Raw genomic sequence first — 23,756 nt, forward strand, 5'->3', positions numbered from 1 at the left:
CGTGACGCATTCCTCGTACGCGGCAGCCGACGCGCTGCTCGATCCTCTGACACACGCGGACGGAAGCGCGGACGATGTCTGGCGTGAGATGCGAGACCGTCACCCATGGGTACGTCACGAGCCCGACGGGTACCCGGCGTTCTGGTCGGTGACGCGGTATCAGGACGTCCGTTCCGTCTACGCCGACCCCGAACGATTCAGCTCCGCCGGGGGAGTCCTCCTGCGCGCGTACGTAAACGGCGAGGACCCGGGCGCAGGACTCACCCTCGCCCTGACGGACCCACCACGGCACAGTAGCCTACGTACCATTCTGGCCCCGCATTTCAACGAGCGCAATGCGCGCGCCCTGGCGGATCGCCTGCGTGCAGACGTGCGCGACGTGCTGTTCCGGGCCGCGGAGAGCGGGGAATTCGATTTCGTCCACGACGTCGCCGGGCGACTGTCGAGCCTGCTGATCGCCCGCCTGCTCGGTGTGCCGGACGCGGATCTCGACACGGCCGTGCGGTGGATCGAGGAGGCATTCGCCGCGGCCAAGCCGATGACGAGTCATGTGCCGTTGACCCGATACGTCATCGACCTGATGGAGCAGCGGGACAAAGGACCGTCCGACGACGCGATCAGCCTTCTCCTCGAAGGTGAGGTCGACGAAGAGCTCCTCACCGAGACGGAGGTGCTCCTCAACTGCGAGAACCTCCTGGGCGCCTCGGAGAACGCGGGCCTGTCGCTGGCCGCGGGGATGGCGGCGCTGGTGGCCCATCCCGAGCAGTGGCACGACCTCCGCGAGCACCCTGAGATTCAGGCGAGCGCCGTGGAAGAGATTCTGCGCTGGGGCAGCAGCGCGACGCACAGCATGAGAACCGCCACGAGCGACATGGAACGGGAAGGATGCCGGATCCGGAAGGGTGAGCGAGTTGTGCTCTGGGTGCGTTCGGCCAACCGCGACGAGCGGGAGTTCGAGGGGCCGGAGAAGTTTGATCTCCGCCGCAAACCCAACCGTCACCTCGCTCTCGGCTTTGGCCCGCACGTATGCATCGGCCAGATAATGGCGCGCCATCAGAGTCGCATTCTGCTTGAGGAGTTGGTTACCTCCGTGGCCGCCTTCGAGCAGACCGGACCCGTTACTCCGCTAGCATCGATCGCCGTCAACGGGCCGGCCCGGCTGCCCATGCGTCTTGCGCTGAGGTAATCGTCGGGTGAAGGAAATCCGGATGGTTAGCCGGCGGCCGACGACGGGAGCCGGAACCGCCCGAACTACGGCTATGTGAAGCCCAATTGCCTTGACAGGCAACGGCGTTCTTTTATTCTTGTTCGAATCTGCTTCATGCCGCGTGGTGAAGATTGCAGGAGTCAGGAATGAAAATCGCAGTTGTGGGCGGTGGGTCGACGTACACACCGGAACTCGTTGACGGATTCGCTCGCCTTTTCCCGCAAGCGGAACTATGCCTTGTCGACCCGATCGTCGATCGCCTCGAAGTCATCGGTGGACTGTCTAGCCGGATCTTCGGCGACTACGGGGCCTCGGGCCGGGTCACGTGGACCAGTGACCTCGACGCCGGCCTCAGCGATGCCTCCGTGGTCATCCTGCAGCTCCGCGTCGGCGGGCAGCAGGCCCGGATCAGCGACGAGACCCTCCCGATGGAGTGCGGATGCGTCGGCCAGGAGACCACCGGCTTCGGCGGGCTGGCCAAGGCGATGCGCACGGTCCCCGTGGTGCTGGACATCGCCGAGCGCGCGGCGCGACTGGCGGCGCCGGGCGCCTGGATCGTCAACTTCACCAACCCGGTCGGCATCGTCACCCGCGCCTTGCTGGACGCCGGACACCGCGCGGTGGGTCTGTGCAACGTAGCCATCGGGCTTGAGCGTTGGATCGCCCAGTTGCTGGATGTCGAGCCGTCGTCGGTCCTGCTCGAACACGTCGGACTCAACCATCTGACGTGGGAGACGGCCGTCTACGTCGACGGCGTCGACCGCCTGCCCGAGTTGCTGGAGTCCCGGCCCGACGAGCTGACCGCCAAGGTCGGGCTGCCTCCTAGGATCCTGCGATCCACGCGATCTTTGCCGTCCTACTATCTCCGCTACTACTATTGTCACGATGAGGTGGTCCGGGAGGAGACGGGTCGGCCCACTCGCGGTGAGCAGGTCGCAGCCATCGAATCCGAACTGCTGCGCATGTACGCCGATCCCCAGCTCACCAAGAAGCCCAAGCTTCTGGAAGAGCGGGGTGGCACCTACTATTCAGAGGCCGCAGTGGGGTTGCTCTCCTCGCTGCTGAATCCGAGCACGGCGGGTCCGCACGCCGTCAACGTGTGCAACAACGGCACGCTGCCGTTCCTGCCTGACAACGCCGTGATCGAGGTGACATGCGATGTGAACACGGAAGGCGCTCACCCCCGGCCGATCGCCGGAGTCGAGCCTGGACTGTCCGGTCTCATCGCCGCGGTCAGCGCGTACGAGGATCTGGCCCTTGACGCGGCCATACGCGGAGGCGGTGAGCGTGTGTACGCTGCCCTGCTGTCGCACCCGCTGATCGGTCAGCATCAAGCGGCGGAAGTCCTCACGGACAAGCTGATCGCGGCCAATGCCGAGCATCTGGCATGGGCTCGTTGAAACCGGTCCGCGCACTCGGCAGTCACCATGGGGTGCGCCGCTCTCATCGATATCGGACGGAATGGCCAGGCGCAGGCCGGTACCACTGACCCAAGATCGGACACACAAAGCATGACCATGCACGATGGCGAGATCATCATGGAAGACGAAGCTGTCCAAGAGCTCATTGCCACCCAGTTTCCCGAATGGAATGGATTGCGGATCCGGCGTCTGACGTCGAGCGGTACAGTGAATGCCATCTTCCGCATCGGCGACGACTTGGCGGCGCGTTTCCCGCTGCGGTTGGTGGATCCCGAGGTGTGCCTGGAGACGCTCCAGCGCGAGGCCCGAGCCTCGCAGCGATTCGCGGACCACTGTCCGGTCGCGGCTCCTCGTCCCGTCGCTCTCGGTAAGCCGGGGAGTGGCTACCCGCTGCCGTGGTCGGTGCAGACGTGGGTGCCAGGAGATGTCGCCACCGCCGGCTTCGGCGGGTCCGCCGAATTCGCCCGCGACCTCGCGGGTCTCATCAAGGGGCTGCGGACCGCCGACACCGAAGGCCGCACGTTCCACGGCGAGAAGCGGGGGGGCGAACTGTCCCGTCACGATGAATGGGTCGAGCTCTGCTTCGAGAAGAGCGAGGGCCTGCTGGACGTGCCCCTTCTCCGCAGGCTCTGGAGCCACTTCCGTGAACTTTCCAGAACGTCGGGTGACGTGATGTCGCACGGGGATCTGACTCCCAACAACGTTCTGGTCGACAGAGGTCGGCTGGCTGGCGTTCTCGACAGCGGTGACTTCGCACCGGCCGATCCGGCCTTGGACGTCATCTCCGCCTGGCACCTGCTCGACGACACGTCCCGCGCGGTGTTCCGCGAGGAGCTGGGCTGTGACGACCTGGAATGGGAGCGCAGCAAGGCGTGGGCGTTCGAACAGTGCATGGGCGCGATCTGGTACTACATCGACACCAATCCGGCGATGTACAACATGGGTCGAACAACTCTCGACCGGATCGTCGCGAACACCAAGGTCTGAGTTTCGAGCACCGCGACCACGAGGGGCTCGGCAGCAATGTGTATTTGTGACGCTGGAGGATGAACGTTTTGACCCGTACTGCACTGACGCCCAGGGAACGCGAGCAGCTTGAAACCGAAGGATATGTGGTCCTCCTCGACGTGTTCACTCCGCAGGAATGCGACGACTTGGGCGACGAGATGGACACCGCGTGGGAGGCCTATCGTCTTGACGAGATCAGTGACTCCGAGAAGGGCGTCCGCTTTGTCGACAACGCCCTGCGCTACTCGGCCAAGGTGCAGGATGGCCTTCTGCGCCCGCTGATTCTTGACGCCGCGCGCCTGATGGTCGGACCGCGGCTCCTGCTCAATCTGATCAACGGCCGCTCTCCCGCGGCGGGTGCGGCGGGGCAGCCGTTGCACGTCCTCGACCGTCGGCGCGGGCGGCCCTTCGACAAGTGCAACGCAATCTGGTGTCTGGATGACTTCACCGCGGAGAACGGCGCGACGCGTGTCATCCCGGGCTCCCACCTGGACGACACCGCCGCACTTGCCCGGATGGGAGACCCGATGGACTCGCATCCGGACGAGGTCATAGTCGAGGCGCCACGTGGTGCCGTTATCATGCACAACTCGCACCTCATCCACAGTGGTCGGCCGAACAGCAGTGGATCCGACCGCCGGAGCATCCACGTGGCCTACACCCACCCGGACATCCCGACGCACTACGACTGGACGACACTGCCCTCGTCCCTCGCCGCGGACCTGTCGGAGCCGACGTTCGACCTGTTGGGACTGCGTGAGGCCGCCCTCGACGTGGCACACTTGGAAGCTCGGGCGTGAGATTGCGGAGGACGTAGTACCCGGGCGGCGCGGCGTGACCGGAACGTCACCGTCCGCCGTGCCCCCGGTCCCCGGGGCGGGAACACAGGCTGGCCGGGGCAGAGAGGTGAGGTCGTGTTCCCCAGGTGTCGTCATGGGGCTCAAATTATAAGGAAACTTCCCTGATAGATATCTCCCGTCCATCTGGCGGCCTAGGAGGAACCTCCGTGACTCCAATGGTTCCCGCCCCCGCCTCGCCGAGCACCGCTCGGGCGATCAATGACCGGCTGGCGCTTCGGCTCCTGCAGGACCAGGGCCCCCTGACAGCCGCCCAGCTCAAGACGCTGACCGGCCTCTCGCGTCCCTCGGTCGCAGACCTGGTCGAGCGGCTCGCGGCGGCCGGGATAATCGAGGTGGTGGGCGAGTCCGGCGTACAGCAGAGGGGACCCAACGCCCGTCTGTACGGCATCGGCGCCCGCCGCGCCTTCCTCGCCGCCATCGACGTACGCACCGACAGCGCGACCGCGGTCGTCACCGACCTGCTCGGCCGGCCCCTCACCCGGACTTCGCTTCCGGTGGACGCGCCCGAGACGGCCGTCGCCGAACTGCGCCAGGCGGCCTGCGAGGTGGGCGCGGCCGAGCTGCACACCGTGACAGTCGGCGCCCCCGGCCTGGCCTCCCCTGTGACCGGCGAACTGCGCGACACCAGCGGCCTGCCGGCTTGGCACCGGGAACTGGTGGCCACGCTCCAGCGGGATCTGTCCGCTCGGATCCTGGTCGAGAACGAGACCAACCTGGCCGCCGTCGCCGAGCAGCGCCGGGGCGTCGCCCGGAACCTCGACTCCTTCGTGCTGCTCTGGCTGGGCACGGGCGTCAGCGCCGCAGTGGTCCTAGATGGCCGACTGCGCAAGGGTGCGTCCGGTGGTGCGGGCGAGATCGGCTTCCTGCCCGTACCCGGCACTTCTGGTCTGCCCTCCGCCACCGACTGCGGTGGCGGCTTCCAGGCCCTCGCCGGGCGCGAGGCGGTGGCGTCGCTGGTGGCGGAGCACGGGTTCGTGGGGCCGGTGGAGGAGGCGGTGGCGGGCGCCGTCGGCGAAACCTTCCTGGAGGTCCTGGCCGAACGGCTTGCCCTGGGCGCAGCAGCCGTGGTGGCGGTGCTCGACCCGGGCTGTGTCGTCCTGGGCGGCGAGTTCGGTCTCGCGGGCGGCCCGGCCCTAGCCGCTCGCGTCGCCGCTTGCCTGTCGACCCTTACCCCGGTGCTCACGGAGGTCAGGGCCACCACCCTCGGCGGCGACGCGGTCCTGGAGGGCGCCCGTCTGTCGGGCCGCGACGCGGCCCGGGAGGCGCTGCTCGGTGAGGGGTAAAGCCCAGGCGAATTGTCCCCGACCGGGTGGGTGAAGTAATTGTTTGCGTTTGGCGCTGATCAGGAACTGCTCCAGCGCGGACACGAAGTCACCCGAGGACAAGTCGTGCAGGTAGAGCAGCGGCAGCCCTTCGCTGATCTTCGGCGACTTGCGGCACCACGGCGGCAGAACCGCGGAGGAGAACCGCTTGCGCTCGCCCGTGGCCTCCTCCACGCGCTTGTCGTTCACCCACGGTGCCTTCACCTCGACCATGCCAGCCGCGGTGGTGACCTTCCTGGGCTGGTGATAACCGTTGCGGACCACCAGGCGGCGCCCCTTGTCGTCGCGTTCATCAGCCAACTCGGCTGTGTAGGCGTTGACTTTGGCCTCCAGCGCGGCGGCCAGCATCTGCCGTGTGCCTTCTCGGACGATCTCATCCAGCAGCGAGCTGCTGCTTGGCGTGGTGCCGTCCTCGTTGACTACCGTAAGCACGGGCGTGCCTTCCCGACCGATGCTGCAACGTCGGCCTTGCTCGATGACCGCGACCGTCCTCATCACCATTCAGGGGGAGGCCCCCGTCCGCCGCGTACTCCACAGACGGCTCCGCCACACCGAGCGGTAGACAAGGCGATGTCGAACAGCGGCTCCCTCGTCCGCCCGGCAGCCCAAGGCTCCTTTCTCCCTGGATGGTTCAGACTTCTTCCATGACCAGACGAAGCGAAGCATCCCTCACCGTCATCGAGACGCTCGGCATTGACGACTTCACCCTCACCTACTCCAGTGAGCACAAGATCGGATGCACTGGCAGCCCTGTACAGACATGGGAAGTCGGCATGCACTTGTCCAAGGACGCATCAGGCGTGCGCATCGGCCATATCCGTCTACTCCTAGTTGACCACTATGCGTGTGACAACGCGGCCGTCATGCTTAGCGAACTTAGCCGAGACCTCTCCACCATTGGTCAGGCCCTCTACGATCCCGTCACAGGAGACTTCCGAGACGACCTATGGGAGAGCCTCTTCGTCGCAGGCAAGGCCTGGATCATAGATCGCGCGGAAATCGATCATCGTCTGCGTGGTCACGGCCTCGGTACCCTACTGGCCGGCATAGCCTTGGAGTATCTCTGCCGCGAATCGGGCGTGATCGCCCTCCTGCCCAATGCGCTCCAACTTGAAGACTTTGAAGACAGTGACGGGATGCCCCACGAGACCCGCTGCCCAGGACTTAGCCAGGCATGGGCTCGGCTCGGCTTCGCGCTCTATCGCGATGGCGTATGGGTCCTCGACCCAGCGTTAGCTGTCCTGCGAACTTCCGTGCAGACTGAATCTGAGCGGCTTAGGCACCTCCGCTGGCAGGTCACATTCCGCCCGAACGGCACCGGGCGGAACGTTGGCATCGCTGACATCCAGGCCTTGATCAGTGAGCATGGTTTTGACCAGGAAGGATGAGCAGCAAGATACGCAACCGTCGTGGTGATCTGTGATGGGCCGGGCATTCCGTAGACCATGTCCGGCTTGCGCGGGTCGGGACGCGAAGATCAAGGAGGTGGGTAGCGCGGGCGGGGTAATGGGGAGGCGGTGAGAGTCCGCCAGTTCTTCAGGTGGGTGAAACCGTGCTGGACCAGGGCGCGCAGTCCCTCGTCGCCTGCTGGCGCATCGACCAGCTCACCGGCGATGAGCCCGGCTACTCCTGGGATCGGCGCTCGTGCGGGGAGGACGCCAAAGACCCCCGCGTCTACGACTGGGCAGCCGCACAGCTTCCCGCCGTCCCGCTCTTCGACGGCGACGAGCCCAGGTACGGCGGTGGGTCATGGCCCGCCGGAGCGCACCTCGGCGCCCTCGGCCTTCACCTTCAACCTCAGACCAGCAACAACTAGTGGTGCTTCGTTAGCTTGACTCTGTCGGGGATCTTGGTGTCGGCGGAGTCAACTTCCCAGGGTTCGCCAGGACTTCAGGCGAGGGATCTCGTGCACAACACGGCCAACTCCTGGCAGCTCAGCGGCCCTCGATGGAGCCGGTCCCGGTCGGCGAGCGCCCCAAGAATGCGCTGGTAGTCCACCGACAGCACAGACCAGGCCAGCCCCTCACGCCACACCGGCACCTGCGACCTCGCCCTCGCCGCCTGCCGGGACGTCGAGCCCGCGACCGGGCCGGGGACGACCTCCTCGACAGTGATGCTGCCGCCGTCCGGAGCCAGGACGTGCCCACTCGCCAGCGGGCGATCGCCCACTCCTGCCATTCCTCCTCGGCCGCGGCCAGCTCGGCCTGGATGCGATCGGCTTCCTGATGCAACTCCTCGGCACGACGTCGAGCAGCGAGCTCATGCTGTTCCAGCAGTCCGACCACTGACGGCATCAGCGACCTCCCGGGGAGCGACGACACGACACGCCACCACTCCCACCGATTTGCCAACCCTATGCCTGACCAGCGAAAACATCGCCCTCAGATTCGGAACGACAACAGCTTCTGACAATGCCGCTCCGGGGCGCTGGATGCGTGACGGTAGGTAGATCGTCCCCGCCCCCGGCGTAAGCAGCAGGCTGAATGTCACATACATCTACTTTTCGGGCTAATTAATAGACAGGAACTTCAGAGAGGACAAGGCAAAGAAGACCTGCCGCGAAGACCACCGTCGCGACGCTTGGATAGCTACTGGCGGGTTTCCTGCCTCCTGGTGTCCGGGCTCGGGCTCCGGGACCACGAGGGACACCATCACCTGCCGCGTGGCCATCGCCTGGGCGATGGCGGAGCGCGACCCGCAGGCCTACGCGCCAAGAGCACCGATCAGGTGGTCATCGAGATCGGCGACGAAGTCTTCGGCGCGCCATGTGCGCAGCTCATGCCGTGCCCGGCGCAGCCGGATGGTCGCGACTCGCCCGCCTGTGCTCGATGCCCCGTCGATGCACTCGTGCAGTAGTTCGGCGGCGGCGCGCGGGTCGCCGAGCCGGATTCGGGCGAGCGCCTGATCGGTGGTGACGATGGCGCGCTGCACGCGTTCACGTGGCCTGGTGAGCGCTTGGGCAGAGCGGGCGAACGCGTCGTGCGCCGCTGCTGGATCGCCGACGTACAGCTCGCACAGCCCGTCGAAGCCGCGCAGGTGGGCAGGGGAGAAACTGCTCGACGACGGATCGCCGTCCCGGTCGCCGTCCATGTCGTACCACGCCAGCGACAGCGCGGCCTGCGCGTGGCGCCTGGCCCCGGCGCGCGCGGCGATCTCTGCCTGTAGTGCGTGTGCGCGGCCTCGGACAGTGATGCTCGCACCGGTTCGTGCGTCCCGTACAGCGGCGTCGACGAGGGCGCGTGCGGCGTCGATGCCGGGCGTCGAGTACAGGGTGACCAAGGCGTGGCTCATATGGACGACGGCGCGTTGCCACGGGTCGCCGATGCGGCCAGCGGTGTCGGTGGCCGCGGAGTACAGGGCACGGGCGGCCTCGTCGTCCCGGGTCTCGAAGGCGAGACGGCCGGCCAGGGTGTAAGCCTGCGCGGCTATCGAACGCAGCTCGCTCAGCAGGGGCGGAGCTACGGTATCCGTGAGCAGTCGGCGGCAGGATTCAACGACGGGGGCGAGCAACAGTTGTAGGCGCACGAACGGGATGCTGCCGACTTGCCGGTTCACGTCGCCGATGGCCGCGCGCATGCCGGCGAGCAGTTCTCCGTCGACGCGGGTCGGATCGGTGAGCGCCGCGTGCATGGCGTGCTGCGTCGTCGGCCCGAGCAGGGCGAGCAAGCCACCGCCGGCGTCGGTGGCCGTACGAACGAGCAGCGCGCGCAGTTCGTGGAGTCGACGCTCGCTCTCCCCCAGGTGGGCAAGGGCGTTGAGGAGTTCGGCGAAGTCCGAGCCAAGGCCGAGGCTGTGCTGACCGTCGGGATCGCGTGCATAGACGTGGGCAAGTAGGAGTTGATACCGCTCGCCGGGCAAGATCGGCGCGGTCGCGCTCTCCCACCGAGCCACGGACCGTTGCACGCTGGCGACGCTGGAGCCGAAGGGCTGTCCGAGCCGGGAGGCCGCGTCGATGATTGCCCGTGCGGTGTCTGCGAGGGACCAGCCGCGGGACAGCCTGAGCCGCTTCAGCGTGGTGGCGCCGACGCGCCGGTCGTGCGCGGTCATGCCCTCATAATGCCCGCTGTATGGGTTACACGGGCACGATCAGGCGAGGTTTCCCCTGCTGGGCACCGTAGTCGAGGGTTTGCCAGGTTCCGGACGTACCTTCGGGACCTGCGAGCGGAAAGCCCACGACCATGTCGGAGCGGTCGACCATCCAACAGTTGCGTGCGTGGTACGCCGGGGTCCCCAGCACTTCGGCCCCCAGCTCGACGATCTCGGCGATCCGGTCCCGGCAGCGCTGGATCGCCTGCCGTGCCTCGGCCGGCTGCTGCGCGACCGTGCCCGGGGCAACAACCGTGATCCTCGCCTTCGAGTTTCCCGCGAGCCACAGCAGGGACAGACTGTCGATCCCCTTCGCACCCCCGATGTGAAAGTGGGCCTGGTCGCCAGCGAAGGGGCCCAGAAACTTCGCGAACAGCTCGACGTACCAGGAGAGTTCACGGTGACCCGTTGACCGCGTGCCGGTAATCGTCACCGTCAGAGGCATGATCAACTCCATGTCATAGGTTGTCAGACGCCGGACCGCACGAGGCTGCGGTGAGATCGGAGCATGGACGCGACTACCGCACCGGCCATTCTCGCGGAGCACCTCAGGGCACGTGGACTCACTGTCATAGACGCAGATGATCGGACAGTGAGCGTGATGAACCCGCTCAATCCGATCCTGGCCGAAGCCGTCGGCGTCCGCGACGGACACTACGTCACCTGCTGGGGGTACGAGCTGGGCCAGGCAGGCGACGAAACCGGCACCGCGCAGCGACTTGCCTTCCTCCTTGCTCTCCCGGGTGACAGCCGTTCTCGTGACACCGCAAGGCGGAGGTAAGCGGCCGGTGGAGCAGACACGCGAGAGACACTTCACCCGCCGGCCGGCCTCCGTTGCGCATGCGCGGTCCTTCGTAGCCGAAGCCCTCATCGCATGGGAGCTCGGCGATCGACTGGACGACGTCCGCGTCTGCGTCTCCGAACTCGCCACGAACGCGATCGAGCATGGCACTTCCGGCGGCCAGGAGTTCCGGATTCGGGTCACACGTGGCCGGGAGAGGCTGCGCGTCGAAGTGCACGACCAGGGTGACGGAATCCCCACCGTGCGGGACGCCGCCGCCGACGACTGTCACGGGCGCGGCCTCTTCCTCGTCGCCGCCCTCGCCGACGACTGGGGCGCCTCCCGTGAAGGGGCTGACAAAGCGGTCTGGGCCGAGTTCAAACTCGAAACCCCCGCCGTACCGTTCGATGATCATCGGCTGACGCGTGTCCACGCTGAGGCGGTGCCTGTATCGGCTGGACTCTTTGCCTCCCTCGGCGTCTGGACGTGGATCGGCGCCGACGCCCACGGCGACCCGCTCGGGATCGTCCTGCTTGCGCACCCGTCGGCCCGGCGCCCCGGCGAGACCGCCGAGCGGATCGAGCAGCAGATGCGGGCCCTCGCCGACGCCTTCGGTCTCGTCGAGGCCGGAAAGCAGCTCACCGATATCGGGCCGAGGGCCACGATCCACCGCGGCGCCCGTATCCTGCTGCGTCCCGAAGACTCGCCGTTTGGTGTACAAGTACCAGCGCATCCCCGGCTCGCCCGGCTGCTGACCGAGCGTGGCGAGCTGGCCGTTGCCATCGGACTCGACCCGCTGGCCATCGGCGCGTCCCTGGGTGAAGTCGACCTGTATGTGGACCGCGGACTGGCTGCGAACCGACTCCTGCTCGGTTGCGCCCAGGCTGTAGCACCCCTGCACGCCATTCGGACAGTAGAACCCCGTCAATCACCTGGCGTGCGATGAAGAGCGGTTCCGCCGTGCGGCTTTTCGTCTCTCCGATCGTGCCGAGTGAGCTCTCTGTACCGTCTCTTCGCCTGCCTCCGAGTCGTGGTCCAAGCCGTGATCAACCGCCACCATACGGAGCCGTGTAGTGGGGTGCAGAGTCCTCGAAAGCGCTGTTCAGAGAGGGGTTCCGCTCTTCACGCACCCACGGTGTCGTGGTCGTGTCCCAGTCGCGATCACCGGGGAGGTCCGTGTCGTGGTGCCGACGTTGTTCACCGCTGTGCTGTTGCTGCCGTTCGTGCCGGCGGTTGGCTCGTTCGCGCTCGTCGAGGCGCGCGATTGCGTACGCCCCGGACGAGGCCGCCACCGCCGCGTCGTACGGGGGCGCCACGCAGCCCGGGGGGCCCAGTCATGAGCGCGTACAACCTCGGTGCAACCCCGAGTCTCGTGTGGCGCTGGACAAGCTGTACCCCCGATGCCCCTGCACGTGCTCGCGCTGCCTTGCGCTGCGCCCTGGACCAGCTCGGCTACGACGGCGAGGTGATCAGCGATGCGGTACTGGCTGTCTCCGAATTCGTCGCCAACGCCACCGAACACGCAGTGGGGCCGTACGAGATGCGGCTGCGGCGCACCGACGCGTCGGTCATCTGCGAGGTGGAGGACCATGATCCCCGTATCCCGACGATTCCGGAGTTCTCGGAGGAGGCGCCGTTCTCCCCGGCCGAGGAGAACCGTGGTGGCGGCCTGGAGGCGCTGTGCGCGCTGCTGTCCGAGCGGGGGCGAGGCTTGCACATCGTCCACGAACTGACCAAGGGCGCATGGGGGTTCCGAAGCCGGAGGGGCACGAAAACGGCCTGGCTCGCGCTTCCGGCCGCCCCCGCGATCTAGTCGGACTCTCGTAGTGCCCGACTCTCTCGCCGTAGAGGCGTCCTTGAAGGCGGGGTGCTTGTCGCTCGTTCGAGCGACAAGCACCCCGCCGTTTCCTGGGCGATACCGGCATTAGGGGCGCCTATCGTCAAGTAACGGGACGGAGGTAAGGCGGAATTCACCCTTCCTGTCGCGATTGATCGACGCAGCACCGGGTAACTCCAGTCGCATCTGATCACTTAGGGTGGTCGACTGATTGTGAATGGTGACGGAAGGTGAGGGGCAGTTGAGGGCGCGACGGCGAGTCAACATGGTTTTAGCCGGGGTTAGTTCGGCGATCACAGGGCTGCTACTGGCGGGCTGCGTAGACGGTTCGTCCGATGCCAAGCCCCTGCCGGAGGGGACCGCCGAGTCAACGGTGACTCCTGCGCAGGATGCGGAGCACGCGGCAGCGCTGGACGCCTACCGGGCCATGTGGCGGGACCTGACCCGAGCCTCCGAGACGTCCGACGCAGCCTCTCCGATGCTCGACGATCACGCTTCCGGTGGCGCGCTGGCGCTGATGAAGTACGGGCTGAAGAAGTCCAAGGAGGAGCAGGTCGTCAGCAAGGGTGCACCCAGGGTGCATCCCGAGGTGGTGTCGGCGAACGGTCGTGAGGTGGTGCTCGTGGACTGCGTGGACGACCGGAGCTGGCTGCAGTACAAGCTGAACGGCGAGTTGAAGAACGACGTCCCGGGTGGACATTTCAAGGCCGACGCGACTGTTCGTCGCAGCCGAGGGGTCTGGAAGGTCACGGACCTATACATGCATGAGGCCGGGTCATGTTGACCCGCAGCCCAGTGGCGGTCGGGAGTGCAGCCGCGGGCACACTGGCGCTGCTCGCTGTCGCGTCCTTCGTCCCGGCTCGAGCGGACGGTACCGGGTCGCAGTACGCAGGAGTCGCCTGCGTCCCAGGTGCTTGTGATGCGGAAGCCAAGAGCGTAACGAGGAAACCGCGCAGCTCACGGAAGAGCCCGCCGGTTCCTCATGGAAGGGCGGCGAATCCTGGCGGTGGCGGCAGTGGAGGGCCGAAGGGGCCGCCCACCGTCACATCGAGCGGCTGGGACTACGACTTGGGCGGTGGCATGGGGATCTTGCCGCGCTTCGATGGCGACAAGGCGAAGAAACCGAAACCGGGCGGTGCGCACCAGGTTCACGTGCAGGTGGTCGTCCAACAGGCGGTGAAGCGACTGAAGCTGCCCAAGCCGGTGATCCGTACGAGTCCGGGCGAGGACCTGATGCAGGTGGTCCATGTGCCCACGTGGATGTGGGTGGAAGGCAGGACATGGGGGCCGGTGTCTACGTCGGCTGCGGTGGACGGTGTGAAAGTGACTGCGACGGCTCGTCCGCAGATGGCGGTGTGGTCGATGGGCGAGGGCGGTCAGGTTGTGTGCCGGGGGCCGGGGACGCCTTATACGGACACGTACAGCCCCAAGGCGTCGTCGCCTGACTGCGGCTACACCTACCAGCGGGCGTCGCTGTCCGTGCCGGGCAGGGCGTACACGGTGTCGGTGCAGGTGACCTGGGACGTCGAGTGGCAGGGGGCCGGGCAGTCCGGGGTGGTGCCGGGGCTGGTGATGACCGCGCAGCGGCGGCTGGTGGTTGACGAGGTGCAGGCCGTCGTCACGCGCTGACGGGACTCAGATGGCGGCGTGTCCGGAGCGGGCGGGCCGGGCCGGTGGACGTTGGAATTCTCTTGATCGTGAGGTGAATTGTGGATCCCTCCATGTCCTCTTCTGCTGTGAAGGGCGGCGGCGTCCGGGTGCCGGGCGCGCGCTGGTCCGGCCCGGAGCAGCCGCCGCCGGTGACGGGCGTCCGGCGGCGCAGGCTGGGCTGGGTGTGGGCCGGGGTGGGAGCGGTGGCGGTCTCGGCGGTCGGCTTCACGCTGGTCGCGCAGGAGGTGGGGGAGCGGCAGCAGGTTCTGGTGCTGGCCCGCGATGTGCCGGTCGGTTGGGTGCTCAGGCCGGGCGATCTGCGCGCGGTGGAGGTGACGGCGGACACTGGCGTGGTGCGCGTCACGGACCGGGCCACGGTGTTGGGGCGAGAGGCGAAGGTCCCCCTGGTGGCCGGGTCGCTGCTGTCAGCGGGACAGGTGGGTGCCAGTGCGGGCTTCCCTCCGAAGGGGTTCTCGCAAGTGGCACTCGCGGTGGAGCCGGGCGGGGCGCCCCCGGATCTTGCTCGCGGGGAGCGCGTGGCGATCCTTGCCGGTCCGGCCGGTGCCGCGGTGGCGGACGACGAGGAGGAGCAGGCGGCCTCGGCGGTAGCGGGGACGGTGACGGGTGTACGCGAGCCCGAGTCGGCGGGCGGGCCGCGGGTGGTGACGGTGCTGGTGGAGACCGGGGCGGCGCGGCGGGCGGCGCAGCTGGAACATCCGCGTGTCGTGGTGCTGCCCGCTGAGGGGCGTGAGGCTCCGTGAGGCGGCTGGTCGTTCTGGGGTCGGTGACGGGCGCGCCGGGGGTGACGACGACGGCCCTGGCCCTGGCCGCCACGTGGCCGCCCGAGGCGGACGGCGGGGTGCGGCCGGTGATGGTGGAGGCGGACGCGTCCGGCGGTGACCTCATGATCCGCTTCGGTCTTCCGATGGCGCCCTCGCTGCTGGATGTCGCGGCGGCGGCCGGCAAGCCGCACCCAGGATCCTTGCTCGGGGCAGCGATTGAACTGCCCCTCGGCGTAAGGGTGGTGGCCGCGGTGCCCGGGCGTGGCCCGTGCCGGGAAGCCGTAAGGCTGCTGGCCAGCGTGGCCGGGCAGCGTGTGCTGCTGGGGGACGAGCACGACCGGGGCACAGTACTGCTGGACGTCGGCCGCCTTGGCGATGATGTCGAGCCATTGCTGGAGGCGGCCGACCAACTGGTGCTGGTGGCGCGAGGCGGAGCCGAGCCGCTGACCCATGTGTCGGTGTACGGCCTGGACGTTGACGCGTATGCCGGGCGGCTGGCGCTCGCCGTGGTCGGGCCGTGCCCGTACCCGGCACAGGAGATCGCGAGCACGCTGGGGATCCGGCGGGTGCACTTCCTGCCCTGGGACGCCAAGAGTGCGGCCGCGATGAACAGCTCCAAGCACGGCGTGCGGCGCACTACCGGGTTCCGGCCCCCGCTGCTGGTGGCCGCCGCGCGGACGCTGGCCCGTCAGCTGACCGCGCCGCCGGGAAACGGGCCGAGGACGACGGCTGAGGATGGCGATCGCGTGACAGGGGACGGTGGGCCGCAGCTCGGCGGGCGGAGCCGGTCGGATCTGGTTCGGGTACCGGAACCGGAGGAGAGCAGGTCATGAGCGAGCAGCTGATGCCACCGAGCGTAGGGCCAGGCGGCGGTGAGCGGGAGCTGTCGTACTTCGTGCGACAGCGGGTGGCGGCCCGGCTGGCCGCCTACGCGGGCGAGCGTGAGTCGGCGGGTTTGCCGGCTGAGGATGAAACGGCACGCCGCGCGACCGTGGGGCTGTTGCTGGCCGAGGAACTGCGGGAGCAGCGTCGTCATGCCCTGGCTCAAGGCGGTCCGGTGATTGACGCTGCGGCCGAGGAACGAATTGCCCAGGCGGTCAAGGACGAGTTGTTCGGCACGGGCGGTCTGGAGCGGCTGTTGGCCGATGCCGCAGTCGAGAACGTCTGTATCAACGGTTGCGATGTGGTGTGGGTCAAGGACGCTGCAGGAGGATGGCGCCGCGAGCGACCGGTGGCCGCGTCCGACGAGGAACTGGTGGAGCTTGTCCGTGCACTCGCGGCTCGCACGGGCGGCGAGGAACGCCGCTTCGACCGGGGCATGCCTCGCCTGAACCTGCAACTGCCGGACGGGTCCCGGCTGTTCGCGGTGATGGCGGTGACCGGGCGGGTGTCGCTAACGATTCGCCGCCACCGGTTCCCGGCCGCCTCCATGGCGGAGCTGGTACGGCTGGGCGTGTGTGATCCGCAGCTCGCCGCGTTCCTGCGGGCCCTGGTACGGGCACGCAAGAACATCGTCATCGGCGGCGGCACCAATGTCGGCAAGACCACCGTGCTGCGGGCCTTCGCCCACGAGATCCCGCCCCAGGAGCGGCTGGTGACGATCGAGGACACCTTCGAACTGGGCTTGGACGCCGATCCGGTGGCGCATCCCAACGTGGTCGCCATGCAGGCCCGCGAGCCGAACATCGAGGGCCAGGGCGGCATCGACCAGGCCGAGCTGGTGCGGTGGGGACTGCGGATGTCCCCGGATCGGGTCATCGTCGGAGAGATCCGCGGAGCCGAGGTTATCCCGATGTGCAACGCCATGAGCCAGGGCAACGACGGTTCGCTGTCCACCATCCACGCCTCCACCTCGCGCGGGGTGTTCACCAAGTTCGCCTCCTACGCGGCGCAGTCCCCGGAGCGGCTGTCGCTGGAGGCGACGAACTTGATGGTGGCCTCCGCGGTCCACTTCGTCGTCCACCTGGGCTGGGACGCCACCGGGCGGCGGGTCATCGACTCGGTGCGCGAGGTCATCGACGCGGATGGACAGCAGATCGTCTCCAACGAGGTCTACCGGCCCGGCCCCGACGGGCGTGCGATGCCCGCCGCACCACTGCGCAGCGAAACCCTCGATGACCTGATCGCGGCGGGGCTGGATACCCACGGCGCCGCTGTCCAGCGGTGGGGGGCGGCGTAATGGGCGGCCAGCTTGGCGCCGCCACTTGGGCGGGGGCCGCAGTGGCGTGCGGGGCGGTGTTCGGCCTCGGCCTGGTGGCCATCGGCTACGGGACGGTGCGGCGCGCGGCGCGCGAGAAGCGGACCGGTCCGTGGCGAACGTTGGCAGCGCGGCTGCCTGCGCAATGGACGACGCGGCGCGTGGTGCTCGCGACGACGGCCGGAGTGGTCGCCGGGGCACTGACGACGTGGCCGGTGGCGGCGGTGCTGACCACGGTCGCCCTGCTCACTCTGCCCGGCCTGCTCGGTCCGGACCGGGCCGCGACTCGGTGTACGGAACGGATGGAGGCGCTGTCCACCTGGACAGAAATGCTGCGCGACACCCTCTCCGCGGCGGCCGGTCTGGAACAGGCGGTGTTGGCGACCGCGGACATCGCCCCGGCCGCACTGGAGACGGAACTGCGCCGACTGGCCGCCGGTGTCCGCTCGGGGCACCCTCTGCCGGCCGCGCTGCGCGCCTTCGCTGAGGACGTCGATGATCCACTGGCCGATGTGCTGGTGGCCGCGCTGGTGATGGCGGCGGAGCAGCAGGCCAGCCAGCTCGCCCCGCTGCTGGGTGAGTTGGCGGAATCGGTGCGCGAGCAGGTGGCCATAAGGCAGCGCATCGACGCCGGACGAGCGAGCGTACGCACCGGGGTGCGGGTCACGGTGAGCGTGACGTTGGGCATGGTGGTGGGGCTCGTGGTTTTCAACCGCCCCTATCTGGGCCCCTTCGACACGCTGACGGGGCAGGCGGTGCTCGCGGTCGTCGGCGTGCTGTTCGCTGCGAGCTTCACCTACCTGACCGTAATCGGCCGCATCGACGACCCGGTTCGCCTCATCGGTTCGGCCACATCCCGCTCCACGGCGAGCGCCGAGCTGGGAGGTACACGGTGATCGTCATGCTGCTCGGTGCGCTGTTCGGCGCGGGGGCGACCGCTCTCGTATACGGGCTGCGCCCGCCCCGAGCCACCCTCGCTGACGTCCTCACCCTCCTCAACACGCCTGCCCTGCCTGAGGGTTCGCATCTTCATGAGACGGAAGAGGCGGAGTGGGCCACCCGGCTGGGCACTCGTGCCGTACCGCTGGTGCGGGCGCTCGGCTTCCCCACCCCCTCGCTGCGCGCGGACCTGGCCGTATGCGGCACCAACGAGGAGCAACACCTGGCGGGCAAGGCGGTCTGCGCCATCGCCGGACTCTTCGCCCCGTGGGCCGCCGCGCTGCTGCTACGGCTGGGGACCGGCATCGCGGCGGGCTGGTGGGTGTCGCTGGCCGGCTCACTCGCACTGGCTATCGTGCTGTTCTTCGCCCCCGACCTGTCGGTTCGCCAGCAGGCCGCGCGGCGACGCCGCGAGATGCGCCACACCCTCAGCCTCGTCCTGGACCTGACGATGATCGCGCTCGCCGGTGGCGCCGGCATCCAGCAGGCCCTCGCTCAAGCCGTCGCCGCGCCTCAGGGGTGGGCGGCGGCGAGACTGCGGCACGCCCTCAACGTCGCGCAGCTCACCCGGACCAGCCCCTGGCCCCACCTGGGCGATCTGGGACGCCAACTGGACGTAGGAGATCTTACGGAACTTGCCTCGACACTGAACCTCGCGGGCAGCGAGGGCGCCAAGATCCGCGGCTCGCTCGCGGCGAAGGCGCGCGCGATGCGCCGACGCAGGATCTCGGAGGCCGACGGAGCGGCGCAGGCGGCCACCGAGCAGATGTCGCTGCCCGTGGTCGGGCTGTTCGCCGCGTTTCTGCTGCTGATCGGCTACCCGGCCCTCGCCAACGTCATGTCGATCAGCTGACGCCTCCCCAACCGTACGAAAGCCAGCAGAAAGAGCACTCGCCATGTTCCCACTCGACATCCTGGCCCGCCTGGTACGCGCACACCTGGCCGAGGTCCGACGGCACGCCCGCTCAGACGCCGGTTACAGCACCGAAACCATCGTGGTCACCGCCCTGCTCGCGATCCTGGCCCTGACCGTGGTGGGCATCATCGTCGCCAAGGTCACAGCCAAGGCCAACGGCATCGACCTGGGCGGCTAATTCGTGACCGTCCTCCTTCGCCGACTGCGCAGTGACCGTGGGGCGGCAAGCACCCAGCTGGTACTCGTCGTCCCCGCGCTGCTGCTGATGGCCCTGCTGGTCGTGCAGTTCGCGCTGGTCTGGCACGCACGGCACATCGCCCAGTTCGCCGCCCGGCGGGCCTTGGCCGCTGCCCGCGTCGAGGACGGCACCGCGGCGGATGGCCGGACGCAGGCGCGCAACAGCCTCGCCGCGCTGGGCGGCCGGGTCCTGACCGCTCCGTCCATCGCGGTCGAACGCACCGCTGCCCAGACCACTGTGCGCGTGAATGGGACGGTGATCCGGGTGCTCCCCGTCCCGGGGCTGGTGCTGCACGCTTCCGGAACCGCCTCCGGACCCACCGAGAAGATCACTACTCCCGGCGGAGAGCGGCCATGATCGGGTCGGCGCACCGTGGGCGAGACGACGGGGAACGAGGCTCGGCGGCGGTGGAATTGGTACTGGTCACGCCGCTCCTGGTTCTCGTGCTTCTGGTCGTGGTGGCATTCGGCCTGCTCGTAGATGCCCGGCTGGTCGTAGCGGACGCCGCCCACCAGGCCGCCCGCGCCGCCTCCTTGGCCCGCACCGACAAGGAAGCCCGCGCCCAGGCCGAGCGCGCGGCGGGCACAGCCCTGCGCGAGGGAGGAGCGGCGTGCACGCACCCGAGCGTCCATCTCGCCACCGGGGGCCTCACACCGGGAGCCACCGTGACGGCACGGGTCTCCTGCACCGCGGACCTGGGGCGTCTCACCCGTAGCGGGATGCCCGGCCACGTGACGTTGGTCGACACGGACTTCTCCGTGGTCGACACCTTCAGGAGCAGCCCGTGAAGCAAGCCATGCGCGGCCATCTGGCCCAGGCTCGCGCCCGGATGACGGCCGGTGACGAGCGTGGGCAGGTCACGGCGTTCGTCGTCGGCGTGTTCGCCGCGCTGTGGCTGTTCGCCGGGATCGTCGTCGACGGCGGGCTCGCTCTGGCCGGCAAGGCCCAGGCACTCGACGCGGCCCAGGAGGCCGCCCGCACCGGTGCCCAGCAACTGGACGTCGGCCAGCTACGACGCGGCGGCGACGTCCGGCTCGTACGCGACAAGGCCGCGGCGGCGGCCCGCGCGTACATCGCCTCCACCGGAGACAGCGGCACCGCCTCGGTCAAGGGCGATGCCGTGACCGTCCGGGTCACTCACCACCAACACACCCAGATCCTGCAGCTGATCGGCCTGCGCACCCTCACCGTGCACGCGACCGGCTCCGCGCACGCCGAACGCACCGCCCCATAGGGGCCGTTCACCACCTTCTCCCGGCCGAGAGAGCGAACAGGCGATGATCCATCCTCCGCAGCTCCGCCAGCGGCTGACCGCGGCCGTCACGGCGGGCGGAACCCTGGCCGTCACGCTCGCCCTGCTGGCCGGGATGCCCTACGTCCTGTGGCAAGCCGGCCTGCCATGGCCCGAACACGTCTCCTCCCTCAGCGAGTTCGGCCAGCGGCTGATGCAGCCGGTCAGCGACCCCTTGATGATCGACCTGCTGGCCCTGGCGGGCTGGGTGTGCTGGGCCGCCTTCGTCGGCACCGTGGTTCGCGAGACCGTCTGGTACTCGGCGCATCTCCCGCAGTTGCTGCGCGACCGCCACACGCACGACGAGCATGTCGCCGCCCTGTCGGTGAAGGGCTCGCTCGCCGCACTGTGCGTCGGCACCCTCGTCATCGCCCTGATCGGCCTGTGGCGCCCGCAGCCGGCCGACGCCCAGCAGCCCTCCTTTCCAGCTGAGGTACGGGCGAACGTCGCCGCGACTGCCCCTCTCGTCCCCGTCCCCGGCCGACAACTTGCCCCGCCTGGTGCAGCCGCGACGGCCCAAGAGCTGGCCACGACGGTCGGACCGGGCTCGCGGCACTCAAGCCCGTCCGGCAAGACCGAGGCAGCCCAGCACATCGAATACACGGTGATTGCGGGCGACACGCTGTGGGAGATCGCGCGCACGCACATGGGAGATGCCCTCAAGTGGCCGCGGATCTACGCGCTGAACAAGGACCGAGTCCAAAACGACGGAGCCAGGCTGAGCGACCCCGACTTGATCCGGCCAGGATGGCAACTGACCATCCCCGCTGCCCGGACCGTCACCCCGTCGCCAGCACCTGCCCCAGATACGGCGTCTCCACTTCCTTCTCCGCCGCCCACCAAGACTGCGCCCGTTCGGCCAACTCCCAACCAGAACATGGGAACTCACCAGTCAGCAGATGGTGGTCACACCCCTGCGGCGGCCGACCGCCACGATGAGACCGCTGCCCGGAAGCCAGACACAGATCGGGGCTCGGCCGCCATCGGCCTGGGGGAGGCGAGCCTGATCGGCATCACGGCGGCAGCGGGCCTACTGGCCGCGCGCCGCTACTGGCACTGGCACCAACACCGACTGCGGAAGCCCGACGCGGAAACGGACGTGCCCGCCCTGAGCCCCCTGGTGGACAAGGCCGCACAAGCCGCCCACGCTGCCACCCGGGCCCGCCGCCCGCACGACCCCGACGCCCTCATCACCCGCTGCACCCCGCCCCAACCACCCCGTCCTACAAGCACCGTCACCATCGGCGTCCGGGACAACGCCGAGGTCCCGCTCGACGAACTGGCCCTGCCCGGCGGCTGCGCCTGGACCGGTCCCGGCGCCGAGGGCGCCGCCCGCGCCCTGTTGGCAGGCATCCTCACCGCCGCCGAACGCCAGCGCCCCGCACCCCCGCGCATCACTGCACTCGTCCCTGAAGACCTGGCCGAGAGCCTGCTGCCCGGGCTCCCGACGCAGTTCACGGCCCTGACCCAGAGCGCTGATACCGCCGAAGCCATCCGCGCCGCCGAACGACACCTGATCGCCCACGCCCGCACCCGCGACGAGCAGGACGCCGTCCCTGCACTGACCGGGCTGACGACCGTCGGCACCACGCCGGAGACCGGCCCGGGCACCCTGCTCCTGCTCACCACGCCGGACGCCGCCCACACCGGACAGCTCCAGGCTCTGGCTGCCCGTAGCCGCCCCGGCACCCTGATCCTTCTCACCCTGGGGGACCTGCTGCCCGGCGCCGCTTCCTGGCACATCGCCGTTGACGGCACCACCACCGGCCAACGCAACGGCCCGCTCCGCATGTTCCACCTCACACCCGAGGCCGGCCGCGACGTCACCGAAGTCCTCCTCACCGCCCACGGCCAGCGCCCCCGCCTGCGGATCCTCTCCACCCCCAGCCCCCGCTCCGACGATGAGCACCCCCACAGCCCGGCCGAACCCGAACCCGAGGCGGATGACGCGGTCGCCCGCCCGCACGCGGTCGAGACATCGCGGCCGGCGCAGACCAAGCCGGTACGCCTTCACGTCCTCGGGCCCATCACCCTCTACGCCCGCGGCCACCAAGACCCCGTCGGCACCAATCTGCGAGGCGAAGTCCACGAATTCCTCGCCCTGCTCGCGGCCCACCCGACCGGGCTCCTCGCCTCTGACATCGCCGACAAGCTCCACCTCGCCCCCGGCAGCGACCAGAACGCGCTGAAAAACCTGCGCCGCGCTGTACGCCGCGCCCTGCGCACCGCGACCGGAATCACCACACAAGAATTCATCCTGCTCCAGGGAGAACTCCACAAACTCCATCCCGAGCTCGTGGAGACAGACCTTGCTGACTTCAGTCGAAGCCTGAAACAAGCATTTCCCGCCTCCGATTCGGAATGCCCACAGAACGATGCCTTGGCCGCAGTGCGCGACGCCCTGGCCCACTACTGTGGTCCCTTTGCCCATGGCAGCGACTACCTGTGGGCAGACGGCGTCCGCGAACACCTAGCCATGAAGGCCACCGACGCCGCCCTCCGCCTGGCCCGGGAGAGCGAGCACGCCGGCGCCGCGCCACGGGAGCGGGACGCTGTGCTGACGCTGCTGGAACACCTCGGCACCATCCACCCCGACCACGAACGCCTTGCCCAGCACACGATCCGCCTCTACCAAGCCGCCGGTCGTCACGACGCTGCCCGGCACACCTTCACTCGCCTGGAAAGGCACCTCACCGACCTGGGCCTCGAACCCGAGCCAGCCACCCAAGCCCTCATCGCACCCCGGGCGCGCACCCGTCAGAAACCGTGAAGTCGCAGCTCACCGCCTCTGCTCGACTCGCCGCTCGGCGTGATGGACCCGATGACGTTCACCCCGTCGCATCCGGCGTCGTATCCGCCGTCGCTTTCGTGTACGCGCTTGGAAACGACACCCGCGCCCCACGCGAAAACGCAGGCCAGGGGCCCTGCGAGCCATCGTCGGACGAGGCCGACTGTATATCGGTGCAGCAACGCATCCCGATCTACTGACAGCCCACGCCCGGCCCCCGCATCCCGCGCGTGTGCCCGTGCCCCGCCGTTGCCGGTTCGGCTCGTCTGACTCCTCCCCTTCTCTAACCTTCCTTTCAAGTACCTCTGCACAGCCCAGACCAGGACTCTGCAACTCCCCCACGCAGGCGCGGCGCGGCGGCACCTCAGGCGCAGCCGAGCTTTCAGCTCCTCGGCCGGTCCGACGGCGACGATCTCGCCCTCGTGGACGGCAA

23 protein-coding genes and 2 pseudogenes are annotated in these 23,756 nt (G+C 68.6%); 21 read left to right on the forward strand and 4 right to left on the reverse strand.

The genetic code is table 11. The features are described 5' to 3' along the window. Nucleotide 1 precedes the first annotated feature (1 nt). From ABZ848_RS35695 to ABZ848_RS35715, 5 genes are all read left to right on the forward strand, one after another. Nucleotides 2-1,186, forward strand: coding sequence for a cytochrome P450 (locus tag ABZ848_RS35695; RefSeq protein ID WP_360838683.1), 1,185 nt, complete (start codon nt 2-4; stop codon nt 1,184-1,186). A 167-nt stretch (nt 1,187-1,353) separates the two neighbouring features. Then, complete coding sequence (locus tag ABZ848_RS35700) at nt 1,354-2,607, forward strand: 6-phospho-beta-glucosidase (protein WP_360838685.1); 1,254 nt, start codon at nt 1,354-1,356, stop codon at nt 2,605-2,607. 111 nt (nt 2,608-2,718) lie between these two features. Further along, complete coding sequence (locus ABZ848_RS35705) at nt 2,719-3,615, forward strand: aminoglycoside phosphotransferase family protein (protein WP_360838687.1); 897 nt, start codon at nt 2,719-2,721, stop codon at nt 3,613-3,615. A gap of 59 nt (nt 3,616-3,674) precedes the next feature. Continuing rightward, nucleotides 3,675-4,436: a phytanoyl-CoA dioxygenase family protein gene (locus tag ABZ848_RS35710; protein ID WP_360838688.1), complete on the forward strand. Its 762-nt coding sequence runs from the start codon at nt 3,675-3,677 to the stop codon at nt 4,434-4,436. A 215-nt stretch (nt 4,437-4,651) separates the two neighbouring features. Further along, complete coding sequence (locus ABZ848_RS35715; RefSeq protein WP_360838726.1) at nt 4,652-5,779, forward strand: ROK family transcriptional regulator; 1,128 nt, start codon at nt 4,652-4,654, stop codon at nt 5,777-5,779. A 54-nt stretch (nt 5,780-5,833) separates the two neighbouring features. Here ABZ848_RS35715 and ABZ848_RS35720 read toward each other — a convergent pair. Further along, nucleotides 5,834-6,250: pseudogene (locus ABZ848_RS35720) on the reverse strand (transposase); the annotation flags it as partial. A 212-nt stretch (nt 6,251-6,462) separates the two neighbouring features. Between ABZ848_RS35720 and ABZ848_RS35725 the strand changes: the two are divergent. Together ABZ848_RS35725 and ABZ848_RS35730 are read left to right on the forward strand one after the other, a co-directional pair. After that, nucleotides 6,463-7,206, forward strand: coding sequence for a hypothetical protein (locus ABZ848_RS35725; RefSeq protein ID WP_360838689.1), 744 nt, complete (start codon nt 6,463-6,465; stop codon nt 7,204-7,206). Between the two features lie 152 nt (nt 7,207-7,358). Then, nucleotides 7,359-7,634 (forward strand): hypothetical protein, encoded by a 276-nt coding sequence (locus ABZ848_RS35730; protein WP_360838690.1) that lies wholly within the window; start codon nt 7,359-7,361, stop codon nt 7,632-7,634. A 95-nt stretch (nt 7,635-7,729) separates the two neighbouring features. Here ABZ848_RS35730 and ABZ848_RS35735 read toward each other — a convergent pair. The 3 genes and pseudogenes from ABZ848_RS35735 to ABZ848_RS35745 all read right to left on the reverse strand — a co-directional run. Further along, nucleotides 7,730-8,112: pseudogene (locus tag ABZ848_RS35735) on the reverse strand (hypothetical protein); the annotation flags it as partial. A 409-nt stretch (nt 8,113-8,521) separates the two neighbouring features. Next, a complete protein-coding gene (locus ABZ848_RS35740) occupies nt 8,522-9,865 on the reverse strand; it encodes a hypothetical protein (RefSeq protein ID WP_360838692.1) in 1,344 nt (447 codons plus the stop codon). Nucleotides 9,866-9,890: 25 nt separating this feature from the next. Continuing rightward, a complete protein-coding gene (locus ABZ848_RS35745) occupies nt 9,891-10,361 on the reverse strand; it encodes a hypothetical protein (RefSeq protein WP_360838693.1) in 471 nt (156 codons plus the stop codon). Between the two features lie 331 nt (nt 10,362-10,692). Here ABZ848_RS35745 and ABZ848_RS35750 point away from each other — a divergent pair, with 331 nt between their 5' ends. The 14 genes from ABZ848_RS35750 to ABZ848_RS35815 all read left to right on the forward strand — a co-directional run bounded on the left by ABZ848_RS35750 (nt 10,693) and on the right by ABZ848_RS35815 (nt 23,305). Further along, nucleotides 10,693-11,631 (forward strand): ATP-binding protein, encoded by a 939-nt coding sequence (locus tag ABZ848_RS35750; protein WP_360838695.1) that lies wholly within the window; start codon nt 10,693-10,695, stop codon nt 11,629-11,631. A gap of 390 nt (nt 11,632-12,021) precedes the next feature. Then, nucleotides 12,022-12,498 carry an ATP-binding protein gene (locus tag ABZ848_RS35755; protein WP_360838697.1) on the forward strand — a complete coding sequence of 159 codons (477 nt, stop codon included), beginning with the start codon at nt 12,022-12,024 and terminating at the stop codon, nt 12,496-12,498. 241 nt (nt 12,499-12,739) lie between these two features. After that, nucleotides 12,740-13,306: a hypothetical protein gene (locus tag ABZ848_RS35760; protein WP_360838699.1), complete on the forward strand. Its 567-nt coding sequence runs from the start codon at nt 12,740-12,742 to the stop codon at nt 13,304-13,306. 296 nt (nt 13,307-13,602) lie between these two features. After that, a complete protein-coding gene (locus ABZ848_RS35765) occupies nt 13,603-14,151 on the forward strand; it encodes a hypothetical protein (protein ID WP_360838700.1) in 549 nt (182 codons plus the stop codon). 92 nt (nt 14,152-14,243) lie between these two features. Continuing rightward, nucleotides 14,244-14,933 carry an SAF domain-containing protein gene (locus ABZ848_RS35770; RefSeq protein WP_360838702.1) on the forward strand — a complete coding sequence of 230 codons (690 nt, stop codon included), beginning with the start codon at nt 14,244-14,246 and terminating at the stop codon, nt 14,931-14,933. After that, nucleotides 14,930-15,787 carry a hypothetical protein gene (locus ABZ848_RS35775; protein ID WP_360838704.1) on the forward strand — a complete coding sequence of 286 codons (858 nt, stop codon included), beginning with the start codon at nt 14,930-14,932 and terminating at the stop codon, nt 15,785-15,787. The genes ABZ848_RS35770 and ABZ848_RS35775 overlap by 4 nt, the downstream gene beginning before the upstream one ends. Further along, on the forward strand, nt 15,784-17,133 hold the full coding sequence (locus tag ABZ848_RS35780; RefSeq protein WP_360838705.1) for an ATPase, T2SS/T4P/T4SS family: 1,350 nt from the start codon (nt 15,784-15,786) through the stop codon (nt 17,131-17,133). Before ABZ848_RS35775 ends, ABZ848_RS35780 begins: the two co-directional genes overlap by 4 nt. Next, nucleotides 17,133-18,047, forward strand: a complete 915-nt coding sequence (locus tag ABZ848_RS35785) for a type II secretion system F family protein (RefSeq protein WP_360838707.1) — start codon at nt 17,133-17,135, stop codon at nt 18,045-18,047. Before ABZ848_RS35780 ends, ABZ848_RS35785 begins: the two co-directional genes overlap by 1 nt. Beyond that, complete coding sequence (locus ABZ848_RS35790; protein WP_360838709.1) at nt 18,044-18,943, forward strand: type II secretion system F family protein; 900 nt, start codon at nt 18,044-18,046, stop codon at nt 18,941-18,943. The genes ABZ848_RS35785 and ABZ848_RS35790 overlap by 4 nt, the downstream gene beginning before the upstream one ends. A 43-nt stretch (nt 18,944-18,986) precedes the next feature. Further along, nucleotides 18,987-19,184: a hypothetical protein gene (locus tag ABZ848_RS35795; protein WP_360838710.1), complete on the forward strand. Its 198-nt coding sequence runs from the start codon at nt 18,987-18,989 to the stop codon at nt 19,182-19,184. A gap of 3 nt (nt 19,185-19,187) precedes the next feature. Further along, the gene (locus ABZ848_RS35800) at nt 19,188-19,601 is read left to right on the forward strand and encodes a TadE/TadG family type IV pilus assembly protein (protein ID WP_360838711.1); all 414 of its coding nucleotides are present in this window, start codon (nt 19,188-19,190) and stop codon (nt 19,599-19,601) included. 50 nt (nt 19,602-19,651) lie between these two features. Continuing rightward, complete coding sequence (locus ABZ848_RS35805) at nt 19,652-20,032, forward strand: TadE/TadG family type IV pilus assembly protein (RefSeq protein ID WP_360838712.1); 381 nt, start codon at nt 19,652-19,654, stop codon at nt 20,030-20,032. Then, nucleotides 20,029-20,478: a pilus assembly protein TadG-related protein gene (locus ABZ848_RS35810; protein WP_360838714.1), complete on the forward strand. Its 450-nt coding sequence runs from the start codon at nt 20,029-20,031 to the stop codon at nt 20,476-20,478. Before ABZ848_RS35805 ends, ABZ848_RS35810 begins: the two co-directional genes overlap by 4 nt. A 43-nt stretch (nt 20,479-20,521) precedes the next feature. Then, a complete protein-coding gene (locus ABZ848_RS35815) occupies nt 20,522-23,305 on the forward strand; it encodes a BTAD domain-containing putative transcriptional regulator (RefSeq protein WP_360838715.1) in 2,784 nt (927 codons plus the stop codon). Nucleotides 23,306-23,756 lie beyond the last annotated feature (451 nt).

It is taken from the genome of Streptomyces sp. NPDC047081, from assembly GCF_040643775.1.
GTDB lineage: Bacteria > Actinomycetota > Actinomycetes > Streptomycetales > Streptomycetaceae > Streptomyces.

Excerpts from the sequence above, each read along its gene's own strand:
- ABZ848_RS35700 (WP_360838685.1), top strand. The coding sequence starts at position 1,354 with ATGAAAATCGCAGTTGTGGGCGGTGGGTCGACGTACACACCGGAACTC.
- ABZ848_RS35705 (WP_360838687.1), top strand. The coding sequence starts at position 2,719 with ATGACCATGCACGATGGCGAGATCATCATGGAAGACGAAGCTGTCCAA.
- ABZ848_RS35710 (WP_360838688.1), top strand. The coding sequence starts at position 3,675 with ATGAACGTTTTGACCCGTACTGCACTGACGCCCAGGGAACGCGAGCAG.
- ABZ848_RS35715 (WP_360838726.1), top strand. The coding sequence starts at position 4,652 with ATGGTTCCCGCCCCCGCCTCGCCGAGCACCGCTCGGGCGATCAATGAC.
- ABZ848_RS35725 (WP_360838689.1), top strand. The coding sequence starts at position 6,463 with ATGACCAGACGAAGCGAAGCATCCCTCACCGTCATCGAGACGCTCGGC.
- ABZ848_RS35740 (WP_360838692.1), bottom strand. The coding sequence starts at position 9,865 with ATGACCGCGCACGACCGGCGCGTCGGCGCCACCACGCTGAAGCGGCTC.
- ABZ848_RS35745 (WP_360838693.1), bottom strand. The coding sequence starts at position 10,361 with ATGGAGTTGATCATGCCTCTGACGGTGACGATTACCGGCACGCGGTCA.
- ABZ848_RS35755 (WP_360838697.1), top strand. The coding sequence starts at position 12,022 with ATGAGCGCGTACAACCTCGGTGCAACCCCGAGTCTCGTGTGGCGCTGG.
- ABZ848_RS35760 (WP_360838699.1), top strand. The coding sequence starts at position 12,740 with ATGGTGACGGAAGGTGAGGGGCAGTTGAGGGCGCGACGGCGAGTCAAC.
- ABZ848_RS35765 (WP_360838700.1), top strand. The coding sequence starts at position 13,603 with ATGGGGATCTTGCCGCGCTTCGATGGCGACAAGGCGAAGAAACCGAAA.
- ABZ848_RS35770 (WP_360838702.1), top strand. The coding sequence starts at position 14,244 with ATGTCCTCTTCTGCTGTGAAGGGCGGCGGCGTCCGGGTGCCGGGCGCG.
- ABZ848_RS35780 (WP_360838705.1), top strand. The coding sequence starts at position 15,784 with ATGAGCGAGCAGCTGATGCCACCGAGCGTAGGGCCAGGCGGCGGTGAG.
- ABZ848_RS35785 (WP_360838707.1), top strand. The coding sequence starts at position 17,133 with ATGGGCGGCCAGCTTGGCGCCGCCACTTGGGCGGGGGCCGCAGTGGCG.
- ABZ848_RS35795 (WP_360838710.1), top strand. The coding sequence starts at position 18,987 with ATGTTCCCACTCGACATCCTGGCCCGCCTGGTACGCGCACACCTGGCC.
- ABZ848_RS35815 (WP_360838715.1), top strand. The coding sequence starts at position 20,522 with ATGATCCATCCTCCGCAGCTCCGCCAGCGGCTGACCGCGGCCGTCACG.